The sequence below is a fragment of the Streptomyces sp. NPDC006529 genome (assembly GCF_040611795.1).
GTDB lineage: Bacteria > Actinomycetota > Actinomycetes > Streptomycetales > Streptomycetaceae > Streptomyces.
Genome location: NZ_JBEXPB010000032.1, coordinates 25,601 through 46,214, shown reverse-complemented (window position 1 = coordinate 46,214; position 20,614 = coordinate 25,601). Strand labels below are relative to the sequence as shown.

General features: G+C 73.1%; 20 protein-coding genes. 7 read left to right on the top strand and 13 right to left on the bottom strand.

Annotation, left to right across the window (positions count from 1 at the left end):
• The first annotated feature begins 198 nt into the window (after positions 1 to 198).
• Positions 199 to 1,563, top strand: coding sequence for a dipeptidase (locus ABZY31_RS21660; RefSeq protein WP_356412735.1), 1,365 nt, complete (start codon positions 199 to 201; stop codon positions 1,561 to 1,563).
• Positions 1,564 to 1,730: 167 nt separating this feature from the next.
• Complete coding sequence (locus tag ABZY31_RS21655; RefSeq protein WP_356412778.1) at positions 1,731 to 2,390, top strand: MBL fold metallo-hydrolase; 660 nt, start codon at positions 1,731 to 1,733, stop codon at positions 2,388 to 2,390.
• 24 nt (positions 2,391 to 2,414) lie between these two features.
• Here ABZY31_RS21655 and ABZY31_RS21650 read toward each other — a convergent pair whose 3' ends face one another.
• Positions 2,415 to 3,428, bottom strand: coding sequence for an NUDIX domain-containing protein (locus ABZY31_RS21650; RefSeq protein WP_356412733.1), 1,014 nt, complete (start codon positions 3,426 to 3,428; stop codon positions 2,415 to 2,417).
• A gap of 220 nt (positions 3,429 to 3,648) precedes the next feature.
• Here ABZY31_RS21650 and ABZY31_RS21645 point away from each other — a divergent pair, with 220 nt between their 5' ends.
• Entirely contained in the window at positions 3,649 to 4,668 is a 1,020-nt protein-coding gene (locus ABZY31_RS21645; protein ID WP_356412776.1) for a LacI family DNA-binding transcriptional regulator, read from the top strand.
• Positions 4,669 to 4,943: 275 nt separating this feature from the next.
• On the opposite strand, the gene ABZY31_RS21640 is transcribed toward ABZY31_RS21645, so the two are convergent.
• The 5 genes from ABZY31_RS21640 to ABZY31_RS21620 form a co-directional block, all read right to left on the bottom strand.
• A complete protein-coding gene (locus tag ABZY31_RS21640; protein ID WP_356412732.1) occupies positions 4,944 to 6,236 on the bottom strand; it encodes an aldolase in 1,293 nt (430 codons plus the stop codon).
• 185 nt (positions 6,237 to 6,421) lie between these two features.
• Positions 6,422 to 7,384, bottom strand: a complete 963-nt coding sequence (locus tag ABZY31_RS21635) for an electron transfer flavoprotein subunit alpha/FixB family protein (protein ID WP_356412730.1) — start codon at positions 7,382 to 7,384, stop codon at positions 6,422 to 6,424.
• A gap of 69 nt (positions 7,385 to 7,453) precedes the next feature.
• Positions 7,454 to 8,239, bottom strand: a complete 786-nt coding sequence (locus ABZY31_RS21630) for an electron transfer flavoprotein subunit beta/FixA family protein (protein ID WP_356412728.1) — start codon at positions 8,237 to 8,239, stop codon at positions 7,454 to 7,456.
• Positions 8,240 to 8,441: 202 nt separating this feature from the next.
• Complete coding sequence (locus tag ABZY31_RS21625; protein WP_356412726.1) at positions 8,442 to 9,053, bottom strand: flavin reductase family protein; 612 nt, start codon at positions 9,051 to 9,053, stop codon at positions 8,442 to 8,444.
• Between the two features lie 237 nt (positions 9,054 to 9,290).
• Positions 9,291 to 9,641 (bottom strand): thioredoxin family protein, encoded by a 351-nt coding sequence (locus tag ABZY31_RS21620; RefSeq protein WP_356412725.1) that lies wholly within the window; start codon positions 9,639 to 9,641, stop codon positions 9,291 to 9,293.
• A 215-nt stretch (positions 9,642 to 9,856) separates the two neighbouring features.
• Between ABZY31_RS21620 and ABZY31_RS21615 the strand changes: the two genes are divergently transcribed.
• Both ABZY31_RS21615 and ABZY31_RS21610 read left to right on the top strand, forming a co-directional pair.
• Positions 9,857 to 10,579, top strand: a complete 723-nt coding sequence (locus ABZY31_RS21615) for a lysophospholipid acyltransferase family protein (RefSeq protein WP_356412723.1) — start codon at positions 9,857 to 9,859, stop codon at positions 10,577 to 10,579.
• Between the two features lie 123 nt (positions 10,580 to 10,702).
• Positions 10,703 to 11,965, top strand: a complete 1,263-nt coding sequence (locus ABZY31_RS21610) for an MFS transporter (protein WP_356412722.1) — start codon at positions 10,703 to 10,705, stop codon at positions 11,963 to 11,965.
• Here ABZY31_RS21610 and ABZY31_RS21605 read toward each other — a convergent pair.
• From ABZY31_RS21605 to ABZY31_RS21580, 6 genes are all read right to left on the bottom strand, one after another.
• Complete coding sequence (locus ABZY31_RS21605) at positions 11,962 to 12,570, bottom strand: transglutaminase family protein (RefSeq protein ID WP_356412720.1); 609 nt, start codon at positions 12,568 to 12,570, stop codon at positions 11,962 to 11,964. The genes ABZY31_RS21610 and ABZY31_RS21605 overlap by 4 nt on opposite strands.
• Before the next feature lie 86 nt (positions 12,571 to 12,656).
• Positions 12,657 to 13,718, bottom strand: coding sequence for a low specificity L-threonine aldolase (locus ABZY31_RS21600; protein WP_356412775.1), 1,062 nt, complete (start codon positions 13,716 to 13,718; stop codon positions 12,657 to 12,659).
• Positions 13,715 to 14,476, bottom strand: coding sequence for an SDR family NAD(P)-dependent oxidoreductase (locus ABZY31_RS21595; RefSeq protein WP_356412774.1), 762 nt, complete (start codon positions 14,474 to 14,476; stop codon positions 13,715 to 13,717). The genes ABZY31_RS21600 and ABZY31_RS21595 overlap by 4 nt, the downstream gene beginning before the upstream one ends.
• A 26-nt stretch (positions 14,477 to 14,502) precedes the next feature.
• Positions 14,503 to 15,918, bottom strand: coding sequence for a DUF6421 family protein (locus tag ABZY31_RS21590; protein ID WP_356412718.1), 1,416 nt, complete (start codon positions 15,916 to 15,918; stop codon positions 14,503 to 14,505).
• 80 nt (positions 15,919 to 15,998) lie between these two features.
• Positions 15,999 to 17,021 carry an alpha/beta hydrolase gene (locus tag ABZY31_RS21585; protein WP_356412716.1) on the bottom strand — a complete coding sequence of 341 codons (1,023 nt, stop codon included), beginning with the start codon at positions 17,019 to 17,021 and terminating at the stop codon, positions 15,999 to 16,001.
• Between the two features lie 55 nt (positions 17,022 to 17,076).
• Positions 17,077 to 18,198 (bottom strand): LLM class flavin-dependent oxidoreductase, encoded by a 1,122-nt coding sequence (locus ABZY31_RS21580; protein ID WP_356412715.1) that lies wholly within the window; start codon positions 18,196 to 18,198, stop codon positions 17,077 to 17,079.
• Between the two features lie 330 nt (positions 18,199 to 18,528).
• Here ABZY31_RS21580 and ABZY31_RS21575 point away from each other — a divergent pair, with 330 nt between their 5' ends.
• The gene (locus ABZY31_RS21575; protein WP_356412714.1) at positions 18,529 to 19,212 is read left to right on the top strand and encodes a glycerophosphodiester phosphodiesterase family protein; all 684 of its coding nucleotides are present in this window, start codon (positions 18,529 to 18,531) and stop codon (positions 19,210 to 19,212) included.
• 63 nt (positions 19,213 to 19,275) lie between these two features.
• Here the strand turns inward: ABZY31_RS21575 and ABZY31_RS21570 are convergent, their stop codons facing one another.
• Positions 19,276 to 19,824: a GNAT family N-acetyltransferase gene (locus ABZY31_RS21570; protein WP_356412712.1), complete on the bottom strand. Its 549-nt coding sequence runs from the start codon at positions 19,822 to 19,824 to the stop codon at positions 19,276 to 19,278.
• A 148-nt stretch (positions 19,825 to 19,972) separates the two neighbouring features.
• Here ABZY31_RS21570 and ABZY31_RS21565 point away from each other — a divergent pair, with 148 nt between their 5' ends.
• On the top strand, positions 19,973 to 20,596 hold the full coding sequence (locus tag ABZY31_RS21565) for a DUF5134 domain-containing protein (protein WP_356412710.1): 624 nt from the start codon (positions 19,973 to 19,975) through the stop codon (positions 20,594 to 20,596).
• Positions 20,597 to 20,614 lie beyond the last annotated feature (18 nt).

The following is a 20,614-nucleotide window of genomic DNA, read 5'->3' as shown; positions in this document are numbered from 1 at the left end:
TGATCACGCGTTGGTCCCGATGGTCCCGACGGTCCCGGTGTCCCGATGCCGGGGAAATCCTACGGCGCGGGTCCGGCTCACCCCGCTGTGGGAGGATCGGACCGTCATACGCCGTAACCCGGCGTACGCACGCACACCGTATGCCCCCGTTTCCGCCCTCACACGCACAACGACGTCGCACCCAAAAGGAGCGTGCCCATGCCGATCGATCCGATCGCCGAGACCGTCGCCTCGCTGATGCCCCGCGCCAAGCAGGAGCTGTCCGAGCTGGTGGCCTTCCAGTCGGTCGCGGACTGGGCCCAGTTCCCCCGGAGCGAGAGCGAGGCCGCGGCCAACTGGGTGGCCGACGCGCTGCGCGCCGAGGGCTTCCAGGACGTGGCCCTGCTCGACACCCCGGACGGCACGCAGTCGGTGTACGGCTTCCTGCCCGGCCCCGCGGGCGCGCCGACCGTCCTGCTCTACGCGCACTACGACGTCCAGCCGCCGCTCGACGACGCCGCCTGGATCTCCCCCGCCTTCGAGCTGACCGAGCGCGACGGCCGCTGGTACGGGCGCGGCGCGGCCGACTGCAAGGGCGGGTTCATCATGCACCTGCTGGCGCTGCGCGCGCTCAAGGCCAACGGCGGGGTGCCGGTCAGCGTGAAGGTGATCGTCGAGGGCTCGGAGGAGCAGGGCACCGGCGGCCTCCAGCAGTACGCCGAGGCGCACCCCGAACTGCTGACCGCCGACACGATCGTCATCGGTGACGCGGGCAACTTCCGCCTGGGCCTGCCGACGGTGACGGCGACCCTGCGCGGCATGACGCTGCTCAAGGTGAAGGTGGACACCCTGGGCGGCAACCTGCACTCCGGGATGTTCGGCGGCGTCGCCCCGGACGCGCTCGCCGCGCTGATCCGGGTACTGGACTCGCTGCGGGCGGCCGACGGTTCGACCACCGTGGACGGGCTCGCCTCGGACGCCGTGTGGGAGGGGCTGCAGTACCCGGAGGCGGACTTCCGCGCCGACGCGCGGGTGCTCGACGGAGTGGAGCTGATCGGCAACGGCACGGTCGCTGACCGGCTGTGGGCCCGACCGGCCGTGACGGTCCTCGGCATCGACTGCCCGCCGGTGGTCGGCGCCACGCCGTCCGTACACGCCTCCGCGGGCGCCCTCGTCAGCCTGCGGGTCCCACCGGGCGTGGACGTCACCGAGGCCATCAAGCTCCTGGAAGCGCACCTGGTGGCGCACACCCCGTGGCAGGCGCGCCTCGCCCTCGAGGTCGTGGGCCAGGGCCAGCCGTTCCAGGCGAACACCGACAGCCCGGCCTACACCTCGATGCGCGCGGCCATGGAAGCGGCGTACCCCGGGCAGGAGATGCAGATCAGCGGCATGGGCGGATCGATTCCGCTGTGCAACACGCTGACCTCCCTCTACCCCGAGGCCGAGATGCTGCTGATCGGGCTGAGCGAGCCGGAGGCGCAGATCCACGCGGTCAACGAGAGCGTGTCCCCGGAGGAGTTGGAGCGGCTCTCGGTCGCCGAGGCGCTCTTCCTGGTGAACTACGCGGAGTCCAAGCGCGACTGAGACGCCGGTCCGGTCCCTCCGGCTGTCCGCCCAGGGCGCAGTGCGCTCTGGGCGGAGTCCGCTGCGAGTGAAGTCCCCCGCGGTGCGGGCGCGGTGGAGCGTACGTTCGCTCCGTGAACACCTTCGCCACACCCGACCTCGTGGAGGTCGTACCGCAGCGGCTGTACATGCTCCGCTACCCCATCGGCCAGGCGTACCTGTGGCGTGACGGGGAGGCGTTGACCCTGATCGACTCCGGGCCGGCCGGCGCCGCCGCCGGGATCGAGGAGGCGGTCCGCTCCCTCGGGCTGCGTCCCGAGCGGCTGGAGCGGATCGTCCTGACCCACTGCCACCGCGACCACGTCGGCGGCGCGGGCGAACTGGCCGAACGCCGGGGCGCTGCCGTGGTGGCGCACCGGCTCGACGCGCCGGTGATCCGCGGCGATGCGCCCGTCCCCGAACCGGTGCTCCTGGACTGGGAGATGCCGTTGTACGAGCGCGGGCTCACCCTTCCCGAGGCCCCGCCGACCCGGGTGGACCGGGAGGTGGAGGACGGCGACGCGCTGGGCTTCGGGGACGGGGCGTACGTCGTGCACGCGCCCGGGCACACCGACGGCAGCATCGGCGTCCATCTCCCGCGCCACGGCGTGCTGTTCACGGGGGACGCGGTGGCGGCGGTGGGCCAAGTGATGCTCGGGGTGTTCAACGTGGACCGCGGCCGCGCCCTGGATTCCTTCCGGCGGCTGGCGTCCCTGGCCCCATCCGTGGCCTGCTTCGGACACGGCGACCCGGTCACCGAGGGCGCCGCGGCCGCCCTGAGGACGGCCGCGCAGCGGGCTTCCGGCTGAGCGCGGGCGGGCGCGGCCCGGGCTTCAGGGCGCGCCGACCGGGACCCCCGCTTCCAGGTTGAGCACGGTCGCCCTTTCCCGTGCCCGCAGGGCCCAGCGCAGCCGTTCGAACCGGTGCCGCGGGAGCAGTCCGGCGGCTTCCTCCTCGGTGACGAAGCGCCAGGCCCGCAGTTCGGGCCCGGGCAGCCGGACCTCCGCCGCCACCTGTGGGGACAGCCGGCCCCCGTCGAAGATCAGCCGCAGCCCGCCGTAGGCCGGGGAGCAGGGCGGTTCCCAGTCGACGACCAGCAGTCCCGGCGGCTGCGCGAGGAAGACGCCCAGTTCCTCGGCGACCTCCCGCACCCCCGCCCGGGCCGGTGCCTCGCCCGCTTCGACGACCCCGCCGGGGAACTCCCAGCCGGGCTTGTACGTCGGATCCACCAGGAGCACCCGGTCGTGCTCGTCGAAGAGCAGCACCCCGGCGGCGACGGTCTCGGCGGTGGGCTCGGGGGTCTGCACGATGTCACAGAGGGCGAGTTCGTCGGAGCGCAGCGCCTCGGCGATGCGGTGCGCGGTCTCCCGGGGCGTCAGGGCGCCGTTGTCGATGACGTGCGCGTCGGCGGTGAGCCAGCCGAGCGCCCGCCGGTAGGGCTCCAAGTGGGCGTAGGACCACGCGCGGGCCTCGTTCCGGCCGGCGATCCGCTGCCGCAGGATCGTTTCCTCGGGGGTCAGCAACACATGCCGGACCGCAATCCGGCGCGCGGCGAGGGCGCCGAAGATCTCGTCCCGGTACTCCTGCCGCAGCAGGGTCATGGGCACCACCAGCACGCCGCCCACCTCCGCGAGCAGCGCGGCGGCCGTGTCCACGACCAGGCGCCGCCAGCTGGGCAGGTCCTGGTAGTCGGACACCTCGTCGAGCCGCTCGCGCGGCAGCAGGAGCCGGAGGGCGTCGCCGACAGTCTCGGGGTCGTACAGGGTGGCGTCCGGCAGGAGCCCGGTCAGTTCACGGGCGGTGCTGGTCTTCCCGGCCCCGAAAGTGCCGTTGATCCAGACAATCACGATTACCCCTCTTCCCGATGCGCCCTCGGCTCGTCCGAACCCCCAGTGGCTTGCCCGCCCCGGCCCGTCGCGGAAACCCGGTTATCGGCCGAGGTGCTTATCCTCGAGGTCAGCGCGTCGCGCCCGGACGCGTGACCGCCGCGCCCACCACCACCGGAGGTTCCCCACCGTGCCGCATTCCCGCCGTTCGCCCGAGTCCCGCTACGGCCGGCGGCCGACGATGAAGGACGTGGCGGCCCGGGCGGGGGTCGGCCTGAAGACCGTGTCCCGGGTCGTCAACGACGAGCCCGGGGTAACCCCCGACACCGAGAAGCGGGTCCACGACGCCATCGAGGAACTCGGGTTCCGGCGCAACGACAGCGCACGCGTGCTCCGCAAGGGCCGTACGGCGACGGTCGGGCTGGTCCTGGAGGACCTCGCCGACCCCTTCTACGGGCCGCTGAACCGGGCCGTGGAGGAGGTCGCGCGCGCCCACGGCGCTCTGCTCGTCAACGGTTCCAGCGCCGAGGACCCTGAGCGGGAGCGGGAGTTGGCGCTCGCCCTGTGCGCGCGCCGGGTGGACGGGCTGATCGTCATTCCGGCCGGGGACGACCACCGCTACCTGGAGCCGGAGATGCGGGCCGGGGTAGCGACGGTGTTCGTGGACCGCCCGGCGGGCCGGATCGACGCGGACGTCGTGCTCTCCGACAGCTTCGGCGGCGCCCGCGACGGGGTGGCCCACCTGATCGCGCACGGCCACCGCCGGATCGGCTTCATCGGCGACCATCCGCACATCCACACGGCGACCGAGCGACTGCGCGGCTACCGGGCGGCCATGACGGCGGCGGGGCTCGCGGTGGACGCCGGCTGGGAGTCCCTCGGCCCGACCGCCCCGGAGCGGGTCACGGCGGCCGCAACGGCCATGCTGACGGGACCCGGCCCGGTCACCGCCGTCTTCGCGGGCAACAACCGGGTGACGGTGACCCTGGTCCGGGTCCTCGCCTCGGTGGCCGCGCGGGGAGCGCCGCCGGTGGCGCTGGTGGGCTTCGACGACTTCGAACTGGCCGACCTGCTCCGCCCGGCCGTCACCGTGGTGGCCCAGGACCCGGCGACCCTCGGCCGGGTCGCGACCGAACGCCTCTTCCAGCGCCTGGCCGGCGCGGAACTGCCCCCCGCCCGGATCGAACTCCCGACCCGCCTGATCGCGCGCGGTTCGGGCGAGATCCGCCCCGGCGGCGCCGGCTCCCCCGTCACCGGATGAGGCCCGCGAACGGCGCGTGTGTTCCGTTCTGTTCGGTGAAGTCCGGGACCGCGGGGCCCGCGCCGTCCCAGCCTGGTGGGCGAACTTCAGGCACGGTCGTCGGTCAGCCCCTCAGCGGCCACATCGGCGCCGTCAACGGCCTCGCCTTCTCGCCCGACGGGAGCCTGCCGGCCACCGCGGGACGCGACGGCACCCTGCGGCGGTGGGTGGTCGGGGGCGGGTGAACGCGCGGGGCCCGGCCGGAGCGCATCCGGCCGGGCCCCGCCGTACACGGCTCAGGCGTGCAGGGTCGCCGAGCGGCGCGGGATCGCGAAGGCGTCCAGTTCGGCGCGGGTCAGCCCGGTCAGGGCGGTGACCTCCTCGGCGCCGACCGCGCCGCAGTCGAGGCCGCGGACCAGGTAGCCGGCCAGGGCCTTGGCGGTGGCGGGCTCGTCCATCACGTCGCCCTCGATCTTGGCGACGTACGCCTTCAACCGCGCGGCGGCGGCTTCGAGGCCCTCGCGGTAGAAGGTGAAGACGGCCGCGTAGCGGGTCGGCAGGTGTGCCGGGTGCATGTCCCAGCCCTGGTAGTAGGCGCGGGCCAGGGCCCGGCGGGTGAGGCCGTAGTGCAGCTTCCAGGCCTCGTGGACGTGCTGGGTGCTGCCGATCGGCAGGACGTTGGTCGAGCCGTCCGAGACGCGTACGCCGGTCCCGGCGGCGGCGACCTGCATGATCGCCTTGGCGTGGTCGGCGGCGGGGTGGTCGCTGGACTGGTAGGCGGCCGAGACGCCGACGCAGGCGCTGTAGTCGAAGGTGCCGTAGTGCAGGCCGGTGGCGCGGCCCTGGGCGGCCTCGATCATCCGGGCGACGGTGGCGGTGCCGTCGGAGGCGACGATGGACTGGCTGGTCTCGATCTGGATCTCGAAGCCGATCCGGCCGGGGCGCAGGCCGCGCGCGGTCTCGAAGGCCTCCAGCAGCTTGACGAAGGCGCTGACCTGCTCGGCGTAGGTCACCTTGGGCAGGGTCAGGACGAGTCCGTCGGGCAGGCCGCCGTGCTCCAGCAGGCCGGAGAGGAAGATGTCGGTGGTGCGGATGCCGCGGTCGCGGACGTTGGACTCCATGCACTTCATCCGGATGCCCATGTACGGCGCGTTCGTGCCGTTGGAGAAGGCTTCCGAGACGAGGCGGGCGGCGCGGGCCGCGGCCTGGTCCTCCTCCTCGTCGGAGCGGACGCCGAAGCCGTCCTCGAAGTCGACGCGGAGGTCCTCGACGGGCTCGGCGGCGAGCTTGGCGCGCACCCGGTCGTAGACCGGTACCGCCAGTTCGTCGCTGATGCCCAGTACCTTCGCGAAGGTCGGCGCGTCCGGCGCGTGCTCGTCGAGCGCGGCGAGGGCCTGGTCGCCCCAGGAGCGGATGGTGTCCGCGGCGAAGACGTCGCCCGGGACGTAGACGGTGTGGATGGGCTGGCGGGTGCCGGGGTCGCCCGGGTAGTGGCGCGCTAGTTCCGCGTCCACCGGGGCGAGGGAGGCGCTGATGCCCTCGCTGACCGCGCCTGCGAGGCTGGTCGCCACCTTCTCCTGCTGACCCATCGTGCACTCTCCTCTTTTCCGCTACACGGAAGCATTGATCCGCATAGCAGAATTTAGTCAGCGCATTCCGCTCCGTCAATGGTTGCCCCAAACAGCACGGGGCCGCGTGGCGAGAGTCACCACGCGGCCCCGGGGCAGCACGTCTGCGCAGGTCAGCTCCGGTCAGCGGAGCTGGGACCGGCGGCTCAGCCCTTGCGGGCCTTGATCTCGTCGGTCAGCTGCGGGACGACGGCGAAGAGGTCGCCGACGACGCCGTAGTCGACCAGGTCGAAGATCGGGGCCTCGGAGTCCTTGTTGATGGCCACGATGGTCTTCGAGGTCTGCATGCCGGCCCGGTGCTGGATCGCGCCCGAGATGCCCGAGGCGATGTACAGCTGCGGGGAGACCGACTTACCGGTCTGGCCGACCTGGTTGGAGTGCGGGTACCAGCCGGCGTCCACGGCGGCGCGGGAGGCGCCGACGGCCGCACCGAGCGAGTCGGCGAGCGACTCGATGATGTGGAAGTTCTCGGCGCCGTTGACGCCGCGGCCGCCGGAGACCACGATCGCGGCCTCGGTCAGCTCCGGGCGGCCGGTCGACTCGCGCGGGGTGCGGGAGACGACCTTGGTGCCGGTGGCCAGCGCGCCGAAGGTGACGGCGAGCTCCTCGACGGTGCCCGCGGCCGGGGCGGCCTCGACCGGAGCCGAGTTCGGCTTGACGGTGATGACCGGGGTGCCCTTGGAGACGCGGGACTTGGTGGTGAACGACGCGGCGAAGGCGGCCTGCGTCGCGACCGGGCCCTCGTCACCCGCCTCCAGGTCGACGGCGTCCGTGATGATGCCGGAGCCGATGCGGACGGCCAGGCGGGCCGCGATCTCCTTGCCCTCGGCGGAGGAGGGGACGAGCACGGCGGCGGGCGACACGGCGTCGTACGCGGCCTGGAGCGCGTCCACCTTCGGTACGACGAGGTACTCGGTGAACTCGGGGGCGTCGGCGGTGAGGACCTTGACCGCGCCGTGCTCGGCGAGCACGGCGGCGGTGGCGGCGGCGCCGGCACCCAGCGCGACGGCGACGGGCTCGCCGATGCGACGGGCCAGCGTCAGCAGTTCGAGGGTGGGCTTGCGGACGGCGCCGTCCACGTGGTCGACGTAGACGAGGACTTCAGCCATGGGGTTGCTCCTGCGAAAGCGAAGTAGTCGGGGGAGGTGGGGCGTGGCCGTGGTGCGCGGCCGAAGCTCTTAGATGAACTTCTGGCCGACCAGGAACTCGGCCAGCTGCTTGCCGCCCTCGCCCTCGTCCTTGACGATCGTGCCGGCGGTGCGGGCCGGGCGCTGCGTCGCGGAGTCGACCGCGGTCCAGGAGCCCTCCAGGCCGACCTCGTCCGCCTCGATCTCCAGGTCGGACAGGTCCCACGCCTGCACCGGCTTCTTCTTGGCGGCCATGATGCCCTTGAAGGACGGGTAGCGGGCCTCGCCCGACTGGTCCGTCACCGACACGAGGGCCGGCAGGGACGCCTGGAGCTGCTCGCTCGCGGTGTCGCCGTCACGGCGGCCGGTGACGGCGCCGTCCTCGACCTTGACCTCCGAGAGCAGGGTGACCTGCGGGACGCCCAGGCGCTCGGCCAGGATCGCCGGGAGGACGGCCATGGTGCCGTCGGTGGACGCCATACCGGTGATGACCAGGTCGTAGCCGGCCTTCTCGATCGCCTTGGCGAGCACCAGCGAGGTGCCCATGACGTCGGTGCCGTGCAGATCGTCGTCCTCGACGTGGATCGCCTTGTCGGCGCCCATGGAGAGCGCCTTGCGCAGCGCGTCCTTGGCGTCCTCGGGGCCGACCGTCAGGACGGTGATCTCCGCGTCGTCGGCCTCGTCGGCGATCTGCAGCGCCTGCTCGACGGCGTACTCGTCGAGCTCCGACAGCAGGCCGTCGACGTCGTCGCGGTCGACGGTCAGGTCATCGGCGAAGTGCCGGTCGCCGGTGGCGTCGGGCACGTACTTCACACAGACAACGATCCTCAAGCTCACGCCGGCTCTCCTACTGCATCGTCTTTTCTGGTGCTGCCTTGATGCAGGCAGCATAGGCGCCTTGTCGGGCCGATCCCGGTCGGGGCGGTCCGCGCTCCGAAGGGAATGTTACTCGTCAGTACACCCCTGGTCTTCCCCGGTTGCAAGGCCGCCGAACTGTGACCTTGCCAACGCCGGACCAAGGCGCCCCAGCAGGGACGATTCAGTCCCGCAACGCGTTGAAGCGTCCCTGGTGGTAGAGCAGCGGGCGGCCCTCCCCGGCCGGGTGCCCGGCGACCGCCTCCGCGATGATCACCCGGTGCGCGCCCGCGGGGACGCGGGCCACGATCCGGCAGACCAGCCAGGCCAGGACCCCGTCCAGCAGCGGGACCCCGTGCGGCCCCGCGGCCCAGGCGGTGGCCGGGCCGAAGCGGTCGGCTCCGCTCCGGGAGAAGAGTCCGGCCAGGTCCCGCTGGTGTTCGCCGAGTATGTGCACCCCGACGTGCTCGGAGTCGCGTATCGCGGGCCAGCTGGAGGACCCGGTGCCGATGGTGAAGGACAGCAGCGGAGGGTCGGCGGAGACGGAGTTGAGCGAGGTGGCGGTGAATCCCGCCGGGCGCCCGCCGGTCTCGGAGGTGATCACCGCGACGCCCGCGGCGTGCTGCCGGAAGACCGAGCGCAGCAGGTCGGGCGAGCCCGGGAGGACGCCCGCGGCGCCGACGGCGCCGTTCTCCTCGCGAGCGGTCGGGCCCGCGGCGGTGATGCCCGTGGTGGTGGGGTCCGTCGCGCTGGTGTCCTTCGCGGTGGTGTCCGTGGTGGCGGTCAGCGCCGTCATCGGTGTGTCTCTTCCTTCTGCCGCGTCGTCTGCCCCGGCCGGGTCGCCGGAGGGGGGTGGGGCGGTCAACGGCCCCGACAGCGCGCGCTCGCGTACCGGGCGGGCCCGGCGGGGACCCGTCCGTAAAGCAGGAGTTCGTACCGCATGCCGCCAGCCTGGCGATCTCCGGCGCGCCCAGTCAAGCGACAGCGGCCAGATGTCGGGCGCGTCACGCTGCGTGGGGGCGCGCGCACCGGTTCACATCGCCGCGCCCAGGGCCGCGATCACGTCCGCCTTGCGGGGCATCCCGGCGGCCCGCCGCACGATCCGGCCCGCCGCGTCCAGCACGAGCACGGTCGGGGTCTTCTCGACGGCCAGCTCCCGGACCAGGGCGAGGTGGTCCTCCGCGTCGATCTCGATGTGCGCGACGCCCTCGACCATGGCGGCCACCTCGGCGAGGATCCGGCGGGTGGCCCGGCAGGGCTGGCAGAAGGCGCTGGAGAACTGGACCAGGGTGGCCCGCTCCCCCGGCTCGGCGCCCAGTTCCGCGCGTCCCAGCCGCCGTTCGCCCCGCGTCTCGTGCTCCGGTCGCCCGTCCTGGCCCCGCATGTGCTCTCCCGTCACCGCCGCCGTCCGCTCCGTACGGTCTTGCGAGCACCCCCGCGGTACGCCACATTCCCGGCGTGACAAGAATCTCTCCTGGTCGGGGCATCTGGACTGGCTACCGGGGCAGGTATGGGGCACGATCCCCATGGCTACGTACCTACGATGGCGTAACTTACGGCCGGGAGTTCTTCCCCAGGCAGAAAGCGGGGTCTCCCCACATGGCTGAGTTCGTCTACCCCCCGGTGATCGGCGCGGCGCACACGCTGTTCAAGGCGCTGGACGTCCGCATCGACATGAAGGGCACCGAGAACATCCCGCGCAAGGGCGGCGCGGTGCTCGTCTCCAACCACGTCGGCTACCTCGACTTCATCTTCGCCGGGATGGCGGCCCGGCCGTCCAAGCGGCTCATCCGCTTCATGGCCAAGGACTCGGTGTTCCGGCACAAGGTGTCCGGTCCGCTGATGCGCGGGATGAAGCACATCCCGGTGGACCGCACGCAGGGCGAGGCGGCCTACCAGCTCGCCCTCGACTCCCTGCGCGGCGGCGAGATCATCGGGGTGTTCCCCGAGGCGACGATCTCGCAGTCCTTCACGCTGAAGAGCTTCAAGTCGGGTGCGGCGCGGATGGCGCAGGAGGCCGGGGTCCCGCTGATCCCCCTCGCGATGTGGGGCACCCAGCGGATGTGGACCAAGGGCCGCCCGAAGGACCTCAAGCGCAGTCACATCCCCGTGACGATGCGAGTGGGCGAGCCGATGGACGCGCCGGCCGACCAGTTCGCCGGAGCCATCACGCGGCGGCTGCGCGAGCGCGTGCAGGAGCTGCTGGAGGCGGCGCAGCGGGCCTACCCGGCGAAGCCGGAGGGCACGGACGACGCCTGGTGGCTGCCGGCGCACCTCGGCGGTACGGCGCCCACCCCGGCGCAGGTCCGCGAAGCCGACTGAGCCCCCGGGCCCGCCGGATCCCCGCCGCCGGCCCGGTCGCCGCGTCCCCGCGCGGCCCCTCACGGCATCTCCACCCCCCGTCCACCGGCGCGCGGTAGCGTCTCGACCGGGGGTGGTGACCGCATGCGCGGATTCAAGCGGTACCTGGCCGCGGCGCTGGCCGGCCGGTTCGCGTCCGAGGGGATGGGGATCGCGCTGGTGCTGCTGGCGCTGGAGCGGACCGGGAGCGCCGCGGACGGCGCCTTCGTCCTGACCGCGTGGCTGGCCCCGCACGTGCTGGCCGCCCCGCTGGCGGGCGCGGCCGCCGCGCGGACCGCGCGCCCCCGGTTGTTCCACGTGGGCGCTCTCGTGTGCTTCACGCTGGCCGTGGCGGCCCTGTCGGTGCTGGTGGGCCGGGCGCCGGTGCCCGTGGTGATCGCGGTGGCGGTGGCCGGCGGCAGTTGCGGACCGATGGTGACGGGCGGGCTGTCGAGCCTGGTGGCCTCGCTGGTCCCGGCGGGTGGCGGGCGCGACCGCGCGTACGCCTGGGACGCGGCGACCTACAACGCGGCGGGTGTGACGGCCCCGGCCGTGGTGAGCCTGATCGCCGCGCTCGGCTCGGCGGGGCCCGCGATGGCCGCGCTGGCCTGCTCGGGGGCGGTGGCCGCCGTCCTGGCCGCGCTGCTCCCGTACGAGGACCCGCGCGCCCGCCCGCGGACCGCGCGGACGCGGCCCACCGCGGGCGGCGGTTTCGCCGCCCTGTGGCGGGTCCGCGAGCTGCGGGCCGTCTCCGCGGCGACCACCCTGGCCTTCGTCGGCATCGGCGCCCTGAGCACCACCGCCGTCCTGCTCGCGGGCGCCCTCGGCGCCCCCGGGGCCGGGGGCGTCCTGATGACCGCCTTCGCGGTGGGCGCGCTCTGCGGGTCCCTGCTGCTGGCCCGGCGGCGCGCCTCGGGGCGGGCGGACGATCCGGGCCGGCTGGCCCGCTGGGCCCTGACCGGTACCGGGGTGGTGCTGGTCGGAGCTGCCTTCGCGCCCACGCCGGCGCTCGCCGCGGCCTGCTTCGCGCTGGCGGGACTGTGCGACGGGCCGCTGCTGACGGCGACCCTGCGGATCCGGGCCGAGCACGCGCCGGAAGCGGTGCGGGCGCAGGTGTTCACCCTGGGGGCCGGGCTCAAGATCACCGCGGCGGCGGCGGGCGCCGCCCTGGTGGGCCTCGCGGCGGCCCGGCCGCCCTGGATGCTGGTCCTCGGCATCGCCGCCCTCCAGCTCGCCGCCGCGCTGCTGCACCGGCTGACCACGGGCCCCGCCGTCCCCGTCGACCCTGCGGCCGAGCCGCTCGCCGCGCGACCGCTCGCACCACCCGCACCGTCGGCGGCCGACGCTCCGCGCGAAGCGCCCCGCTAGGCCGCCTGGAGCCCCGTGGGCAGCAGATCCCAGAGGGCCACCCGGTCGGGGGCCGTGCGCAGGGCGTGCAGCACCGGCGCGGGCGGGGTGGCGTACAGGCCGGGGTAGTCGATCTCGCCCAGCTCCGGGCGTACGGGGAAGGCCAGCCGCTCGGTGTCCAGCGAGAACCGGGCGTCTACGCCCGGTTTGTTGCCGCGCGGGTCCAGCCGGGACCAGGTGTCCCGGCCCGGCAGCCGCAGGGCGATCAGGCCGTGGACCACGGCGCGGGAGCCGTCGTCGTCGCCGAGGAGCTGGTAGCAGAGCCCCGTCGGGATGTCCCGGGCGCGCAGCAGCGCGGTCAGGGCGTGGGCCTTGGCGTAGCAGATGCCGGTGCGCCGCTCCAGTACGTCGGAGGCCCGCCAGGTGACGCGGAGGTCACCGGCGTCGTTCGAGTGCGGGATGGTGTCGCGGACGAACGCGAAGGCCGATTCCGCGTATGTGTATGCGTCGCCGGTGGCGGCCCAGAGGGTGTCGGCGGTCTGCCGGACCAGCGGGTGGCCGTGGTCGATGGCCTCGTCCGCCGCAAGATAGGGCGCGAGGCCTGGGTGTTCCGGGATCAGTTCCATGATCGGGAGCATAGGTATACCCCGCCCCGGAAATCTATAGATTTACGAGACGGGGTATATCCATGCATGCGGTGCGAGCTCGTGACTTACCGCGCCAGCTCTTCCTTCAGCGCCTGGAGGAAGGCGTCCACGTCGTCCTCCTGGGTGTCGAACCCGCACATCCAGCGCACGTCGCCCGCCACCTCGTCCCAGAAGTAGAACCGGAAACGCTTCTGCAGCCGGCGCGAGACCTCGTGCGGCAGCCGCGCGAACACGGCGTTGGCCTGGACCGGGTAGAGGATCTTCACCCCGTCCAGCTCGCGCACGCCCGCCGCCAGCCGCTGCGCCATCGCGTTCGCGTGCCGGGCGTTGCGCAGCCACAGGTCCTTGGCGAGCAGCGCTTCGAGCTGCACCGAGACGAACCGCATCTTCGAGGCGAGCTGCATCGACATCTTGCGGATGTGCTTCATCTGCCGGACCGCGTCCGGGTTGAGGACCACGATGGCCTCGCCGAAGAGCATGCCGTTCTTCGTGCCGCCGTACGACAGCACGTCGACGCCGACCGCGTTGGTGAACGCGCGCATCGGCACGTCCAGCGACGCCGCCGCGTTGGATATCCGGGCCCCGTCGAGATGGACCTTCATGCCCAGCGCGTGCGCGTGCTCGCAGATGGCCCGGATCTCGTCCGGCGTGTACACCGTGCCCAGCTCGGTGTTCTGGGTGAGGGACACGACCTGCGGCATCGCCCGGTGCTCGTCCTCCCAGCCCCAGGCCTGCCGGTCGATCAGCTCGGGCGTGAGCTTGCCGTCCGGCGTCGCCACGGTGAGCAGCTTGAGACCGGCCATCCGCTCCGGCGCGCCGCCCTCGTCGACGTTGATGTGCGCGGTCTCCGCGCACACCACCGCGCCCCAGCGGTCGGTCAGGGCCTGCAGCGCGGTCACGTTGGCGCCGGTGCCGTTGAAGACCGGGTAGGTCTCGGCGTACGGGCCGAAGTGGCTCCGCATGACCTTCTGCAGGTGCTCGGTGTACTCGTCGTCGCCGTAGGCCACCTGGTGGCCGCCGTTGGCGAGGGCGATCGCGGCCACGACCTCGGGATGCGCTCCCGCGTAGTTGTCGCTCGCGAAGCCGCGCACCGCGGGGTCGTGGTGCCGGCGGGCATCGGTCCTCAGGGTTGCGGGGTCAGCCACAGACGCTGTCCGTTCACTTCGGTGGCGGACTTCTCCCAGACGCCGGTGATGGCCTCGGCCAGCTCCTTGACGTCGGTGAAGCCCGCGAACTTCGCAGTGGGTCGCTCGGCGCGCATCGCGTCGTGCACCAGTGCCTTGATGACCAGGATCGCAGCCGCCGCGCCCGGGCCGTCGTCGCCTCCCGCCTTGCGGAAGGAGTCGGCGAGGGCCAGCGTCCAGGCCTCGGCCGCCGCCTTGCCCGCGTTGTACGCGGCGTTGTTGGCCACCGGCTTGTGCGCACCGGACTGGCTCACCAGGACGTAGCGGCCGCGGCCGCTGCGCAGCAGGCCGTCGTGGAAGGCGAGCGAGGTGTGCTGGACGGTGCGGATGAGGAGCTTCTCCAGGAAGTCCCAGTCCGCGAGGTCCGTCTCGGTGAAGGACGAGCTGCCGCGCCAGCCGCCGACGAGGTGGACCACCCCGTCGACCGAGCCGAACTCCTTCTCGGTCCTGGCCGCCCACTCCTTGGTGGCGTGCAGGTCGAGCAGGTCGACGGTGTCACCGGTGACGGTGGCCCCGCCGTGGGCGTAGCGGGCGGCGTCGACCGCTTCCGCGAGGCGCGCCGCGTCCGCGTCGGCCGCTATCACCGTGGCGCCCGCCTCGGCGAGGCGGATCAGGGTGGCGCGGCCCGCGGGCCCGCCTGCTCCCGCGACCGCCACGACCGCTCCGCTGAGCTTTCCGTTTCCGTTCCCGGAGCCGTTCATCCGCTGTGCCTCCTCCGCGCGAGCGCTCACGCGGCGACCCGCTCTTCCTTCGTGCGGTCCTCGGCGTTCAGCGCCGTGATCCCCTTGGTCGAGGCGATGACGCCCTTGAGCTTCTTGGCGAGGGCCTCGTAGAACATGCTGAGGGGGAACTCGTCCGGAAGCACGTCGTCCACGAGCTTGCGCGGCGGCTGCGTCAGGTCCAGGGCGTCGGGGCCCTTGGCCCAGCGGGAGCCGGGGTGCGGCGCGAGGTAGGTCGCGACCAGCTCGTAGGCCTTGAACCAGTGAACCAGCTTGGGGCGGTCGATGCCCGCCCGGTAGAGGTCCTCGATCTCGGCGCACAGCTGGTTGGTCACCTGCGGGGCGCGCATCCAGTCGATCTTCAGCGTGTTGTCCGTCCAGCGCACGACGTCGTGCTTGTGGAGGTACGCGAAGAGCAGCTGGCCGCCGAGGCCGTCGTAGTTGCGGGTGCGGTCGCCGGAGACCGGGAAGCGGAACATCCGGTCGAAGAGGACGGCGTACTGCACGTCACGGCCGTGCTCGTTGCCCTCGGACTCCAGCTTCACGGCCTCCTTGAAGGCGGTGAGGTCGCAGCGCAGCTCTTCCAGGCCGTACATCCAGAACGGCTGGCGCTGCTTGATCATGAAGGGGTCGAACGGCAGGTCGCCGTGGCTGTGGGTGCGGTCGTGGACCATGTCCCACAGGACGAAGGCCTTCTCGCAGCGCTCCTGGTCGGTGACCATGGCGGCGATGTCCGCGGGCAGGGTGATGCCGAGGATGTCCACGGCCGCCTCGGTGACCTTGCGGAAGCGCGCGGCCTCGCGGTCGCAGAAGATGCCGCCCCAGGTGAAGCGCTCGGGCGCCTCGCGGACCGCGATGGTCTCCGGGAAGAGCACGGCCGAGTGGGTGTCGTAGCCCGCCGTGAAGTCCTCGAAGGTGATGCCGAGGAAGAGCGGGTTGTCGTAGCGCGTGCGCTCCAGCTCGGCGAGCCACTCGGGCCACACCATCTTGAGGACGACGGCCTCGAAGTTGCGGTCGGGGTTCCCGTTCTGCGTGTACATGGGGAACACCACGAGGTGCTGGAGCCCGTCGGCGCGCTCGGCGGCCGGGTGGAACGCGAGCAGCGAGTCGAGGAAGTCCGGCACGCCGAAGCCGTCCGCGGCGTACTTGCGCAGGTCCGCGACCAGCGCGCGGTGGTAGTCCAGGGAGTGCGGCAGCAGCGGCGACAGCTGCTCCACGGCGTCGATCATGCGCTCCACGACGGCCTCGGCCTCCAGACGCGTGGGCGCGACCGCGGCCTCGAAGTCGATCGACCCGTCCTTGGCCTGCCAAGGACGGATCTCCTCCACGGCGGCCTTGAGCTGGGGCCACGCCGGGTGGTCCACCACCCGCGTTCCGGCGGTTATCACGGCACCGACCGGTCCCGGCACAAGAGTTTCCGTCATGTCACTTCCTCCACAGGAGAACCTCACGTCAGGACAGGGTTGCATGCGAGGCCCTCCTGCTCAAGTGGCGATCCGGGAAATTATCCTGCGTCACCCCCGCCCTCGCCGCAATTCTTCCCGCTGGATGCCGTCCGGGCGATCGCTTCGCCTACGCCGTCCAGGGCATGGCGGGCCGCGGGCAGCAGGCCGGAAAGCGCCAGGAACCCGTGGAACATCCCGGGATGATGATCCTCGTGGGCGCTCGTGCCCGCCTCGCGGAGCGCACGGACGTACGCCGCCCCCTCGTCGCACAGCGGATCGCAACCCGCGGTGACCACGTGCGCGGGCGGGAGCCCGGCGAGGTCCGCGCGCAGCGGCGAGGCCAGCGGATCCGCGCCGTCCCCGCCGGGCCCGAGGTACTGCTCCCAGAACCAGCGCACGTGCGCGGCGGTCAGGAAGTAGCCCTCGGCGTTGCGCCGCGCGGAGCCGCTGTCCAGGGCGGCGTCCAGGGCCGGGTAGAGGAGCACCTGGAGGGCGACCGGCGGTCCCCCGCGCGCCCGGGCCAGCAGCAGCGCCGCGGCGGCGAGGTTGCCGCCCGCGCTGTCCCCCGCGACCACGAGGGCGCCGGGATCACCGCCGAGGTCGGCCAGGTGCCCGCCAGCCCAGCTCAGCGCGGCGTGGACGTCGTGGACGGCGGCGGGGAAGCGGGCCTCCGGGGCCCGCCGGTAGTCCACGGACACGACGACCGCGCCGGAGGCCCGGCACAGCTCCCGCACGGTGGTGTCGTGGGTGTCGAGGTCGCACAGCACCCAGCCGCCGCCGTGGCAGAACACCACGGTGGGCCGGGGCCCGGGCCACCGCCGCGGGTCGGGGCGGTACACGCGCACCGCCAGCGGCGGCGCGCCCTCGGGCCCGGGTATCTCGCGGTCCGCCACGGAGCCAACGGCGGGCGGCGGGCCCGGGGACTCGGGGACGTCGGCCAGGATCCGGCGGGCGGTGGCGGCGTCGGTGACCCGGCCGCCGATGTCGGGGAAGAGGTCGGAGAGGGCGTCCACGAAGGGGCGGACCCCGGGATCGAGTCGGTCGGGGTCCGGGAGCGGTCGCGGCGGCGGGACGGACTGCATCAGGGGCACCTCCAGAGGGGGTCGCGCGTGGGTCACTACCTCACCGGGGCGCCGCTCACACCTCCCGGAAGCGCGGGATGACCTTCTCGCCCCACTGCCGCAGGGTTTCCAGACAGGCTTCCTGCGGCACCGTGCCCATCTGGATCAGGCACATCACCTCGTCCGCCCCGGCCTCGCGGAGCCGTTCGACGTGGGCGATCGCGTCCTCGGCGCCGCCGTAGGCGTGGTCCGCGTGGAAGGTGGCCGTGGCGGTGGGCCGGACCGGGACGTCGAGTTCGTGCAGCCGCGCCACCACCTGCTCGGCGGCCCCGCGCAGGGCGGCGCCCTCGTCGGCGCCCGCGACCACCGCCTCGTCCGGGACGCCCGCGCCGCCGTACCAGTGGCCGATGGACTGGGCGAAGAAGCGCTGGCCCCGCAGGCCGATCCGGCGGGCCCGCGCCGGGTCGTCGAGCACGATGGTCGGGCAGAGCACCGAGAAGTGGTCGTTGACCTCGCTCGACACGAACCGCGAACCGTCCCGTCCGGCGATGGCCGCGTCGTACGCCGCGCGCATCGAGGCGACCGACTCCGGCCCGGCGAAGCCCATCACCAGGGCGCCGACGCCCAGTTCGGCCGCCTGCCGCAGGGTCTCGGCGCGGCTGCACGCGAGGAACAGGGGCGGGTGCGGGGTCTGCCGCGGGCGGGGCAGGACGGGATGCGGATCGATGTCGATCAGGTCGCCGTGGTACTCCAGCTCGTCCTCCTGCCAGGCCCGGCCGATGATCCGCAGCGCCTCCTCCACCTCCTGCGCGGTGCGGTCCCGGTCCACGCCGCACAGCGAGGTCTCCTGCAGGGTGCCGCCTCGCCCCGCGCCCAGGTCGAGCCGGCCGCCGGAGAGCAGGTCGAGCATCGCGGCCCGCTCGGCGACCCGGACGGGGTGGTTGAAGTTGAAGGGCATGCACACGACGCCGTGGCCGATGCGGATGGTGTGCGTCCTGGCCGCGACCCAGGTCAAAAAGATCTCCGGAGCGCTGAGGTGGCTGTACCACTTGAGCGAGTGGTGCTCGACGGCCCAGATCCGGTCGAAGCCCATCCGCTCGGCCAGGACGGCCTGCTCCACGGAGTCCCGGATGACCTGGTGCTCGCGCTCCACGGTCGGGTCGGCGAGTTGCGCTTCGAAGATCACGGAAAACTTCACGGTGCCTCCAGGGGTGCCTGCCGTGCCTGGACATACTCCTATTAGGAATATGACTAGTAGTCATATCTCGAAGAGGCAAGAGGCGCGCCCGGGTCGGGCCGCGGGGACGCGCCGGGTCAAGGCAGCGGGGACGCGCCCACGGCAGGGTGACGGCGCGGCAGCCCGGACGCCGTGCACAACCCTTGGCGGGAACCGGCCGGAGGGTCCTGCCGGGGCGCCGCACGGGCGGTCCCAACGCACCGTCGGCGCACTAGCATGCGTCCTCACCACGCGGCCGGTCGGGACACCGCGACCGCGCGGGGAGCCGCCGTCGACGGAAGCGAGAGAACCTTGACTTTCCTCACCATCGGTCATCGCGGGGTCATGGGTGTCGAGCCGGAGAACACCCTCCGGTCGTTCGTCCGCGCGCAGCGCAGCGGCATGGACGTGATCGCGCTCGATCTCCGGCTCAGCAAGGACGGCGCGCTCGTCGTCCTGCACGACCCCGAGGTCGACCGGACCACCGACGGCGCGGGGGCCGTCGCCGATCTGACCCTCGCGGAACTGCGCGGGCTCGACGCCGGCCAGGGCGAGCGGGTGCCGGTCTTCGAAGAGGTGCTGGACGCGGTCGGCCTGCCGCTGGTGGCCTCGGTGCGGGACCGGGCCTGCGCCCAGGTGCTGGCGGAGGTGCTGCTGCGGCGGGACCTGACCGGCCGGGTGGAGGTCTCCTCCGGGGACGACGCGGTGCTCGCCGGGATCGCCCGGCTGGTACCGGGGGTACGGACGGTGCTGAGCGCGAGCCGCTACGGCGAGGACGTCGTGGAGCGGGCATCGGCCGCGGGCGCCGGGACCCTGGCGCTCGACATCCGGCGGCTCACCCTGGAGACCGTCGAAGCGGCGCACGCGGCCGGTCTGCGGGTGATGGGCTGGACGGTGAACACCCAGGAACGGCTCAAGCTGGCACGGGCGTTGGAGCTGGACGGCGCGGTGACCGACCTGCCGGAGATCCGGCGGACGGGCCGCTTCACCGCCTGATCCGGCTCCGGCCCCGGCTCAGCCTGTGGGGCCGCGATGCGCCGAGGGGCTGCGCCGCCCGGCTCAGAGCTGCTTGACCAGCAGTTCGAACGCCAGGTCGGCGCGGCGCGGTATGCCGAAGCGCTCGTTGCCGTAGGGGAACGGGGTCAGCTCGCCGGTGCGCCGGTAACCGCGTCGTTCGTAGTAGGCGATGAGTTCCTCGCGCACGTTGATCACGGTCATGCGCATCTCCTTGGCGTCCCACAGCTCGCGCACCCGGCGCTCGGCCTCGGCCATGATCTCCTTGCCGAGGCCGGCGCCCTGGAGCGCGGGGCGTACGGCGAACATCCCGAAGTAGGCGTGGTCACCGCGGTGTTCGAGGTGGCAGCAGGCGACGATCTCACCGTCGCGCTCGACCACGAGGAGGACGCTGCCGGGGGCGGCGATGACCTCGCGCACGCCCCGCTCGTCGGTGCGCTGCCCGTCGAGGTGGTCCGCTTCGGTCGTCCAGCCGCCGCGGCTCACGTCGCCGCGGTACGCCGACTCCACGAGCGCCACCAGAGCCGGTACGTCCGAGTCGACGGCACTGCGGAAGCTGAGGGCCGTGGTGCGGGTGGGCTCGGCGGTCGACATCGGGGCGGCTCCGTTCGAAAAGCTGGCATATGACAAGCCTGGTCCGGCAAGGAGAGCCTAACCCGGGGCGGCGTGCGGGCCCTCCGGGCAGGGCATCTCTTCCCCTGACGCCGACGAACCGGGGGGTTCCGCCGTGCACGGTCCCGCGATGTCCCTTTCCGCTTCCGCCACCGTTTCCGCGTGGCTGCTGGTGGCGCTGTGCGCCCTGAGCGGGGCCTACTGCCTGCTGCGGGCGCGCAGAGCGGAGCGCGCCGCGCGGGGGGCGGCGGGCGGTGAGGCCGCGATGGGGTTCGGCATGGCGGTGATGGCCGCGCCGACGGGAACCGGAGCGTGGGGCCCCGGGGTGCTGCTGGCCGTCTTCTGCGCGGCCGCGCTGCACGCGGTGTGGCTGCTGCGCGGCGGCGTCCACCACGTCCACCACCTGGTGGGCTCGCTGGCCATGGTCTACATGACGGTGACCATGGGTGCGGCCGCGGCACCGGATACGGGCGCCGCGCACGCCGGGAGCCACGGCCCGGGGCACGGCGAGGGGCTCGCTCCGGGGCTGCCTCTGGTCACCGGCCTGCTGCTGCTCTACTTCGCGGGGTACGTGCTGCTGGGCGGAGCCCGGCTGGTGACGGCGGGCGGAGCGGCGGCGGTGGCGGGCGGTGCGCCGGGCCCGGCGGCGCTCGCGGGGGCCCCGCGGGGCGCCGGACGCGGGGCCGCCGAGCTCACCCGGGCGTGCCGACTGGCCATGGGGATAGGGATGTTGGCCATGCTGCTCACCATGTGAGGCGCCCTGTCCCGGGGC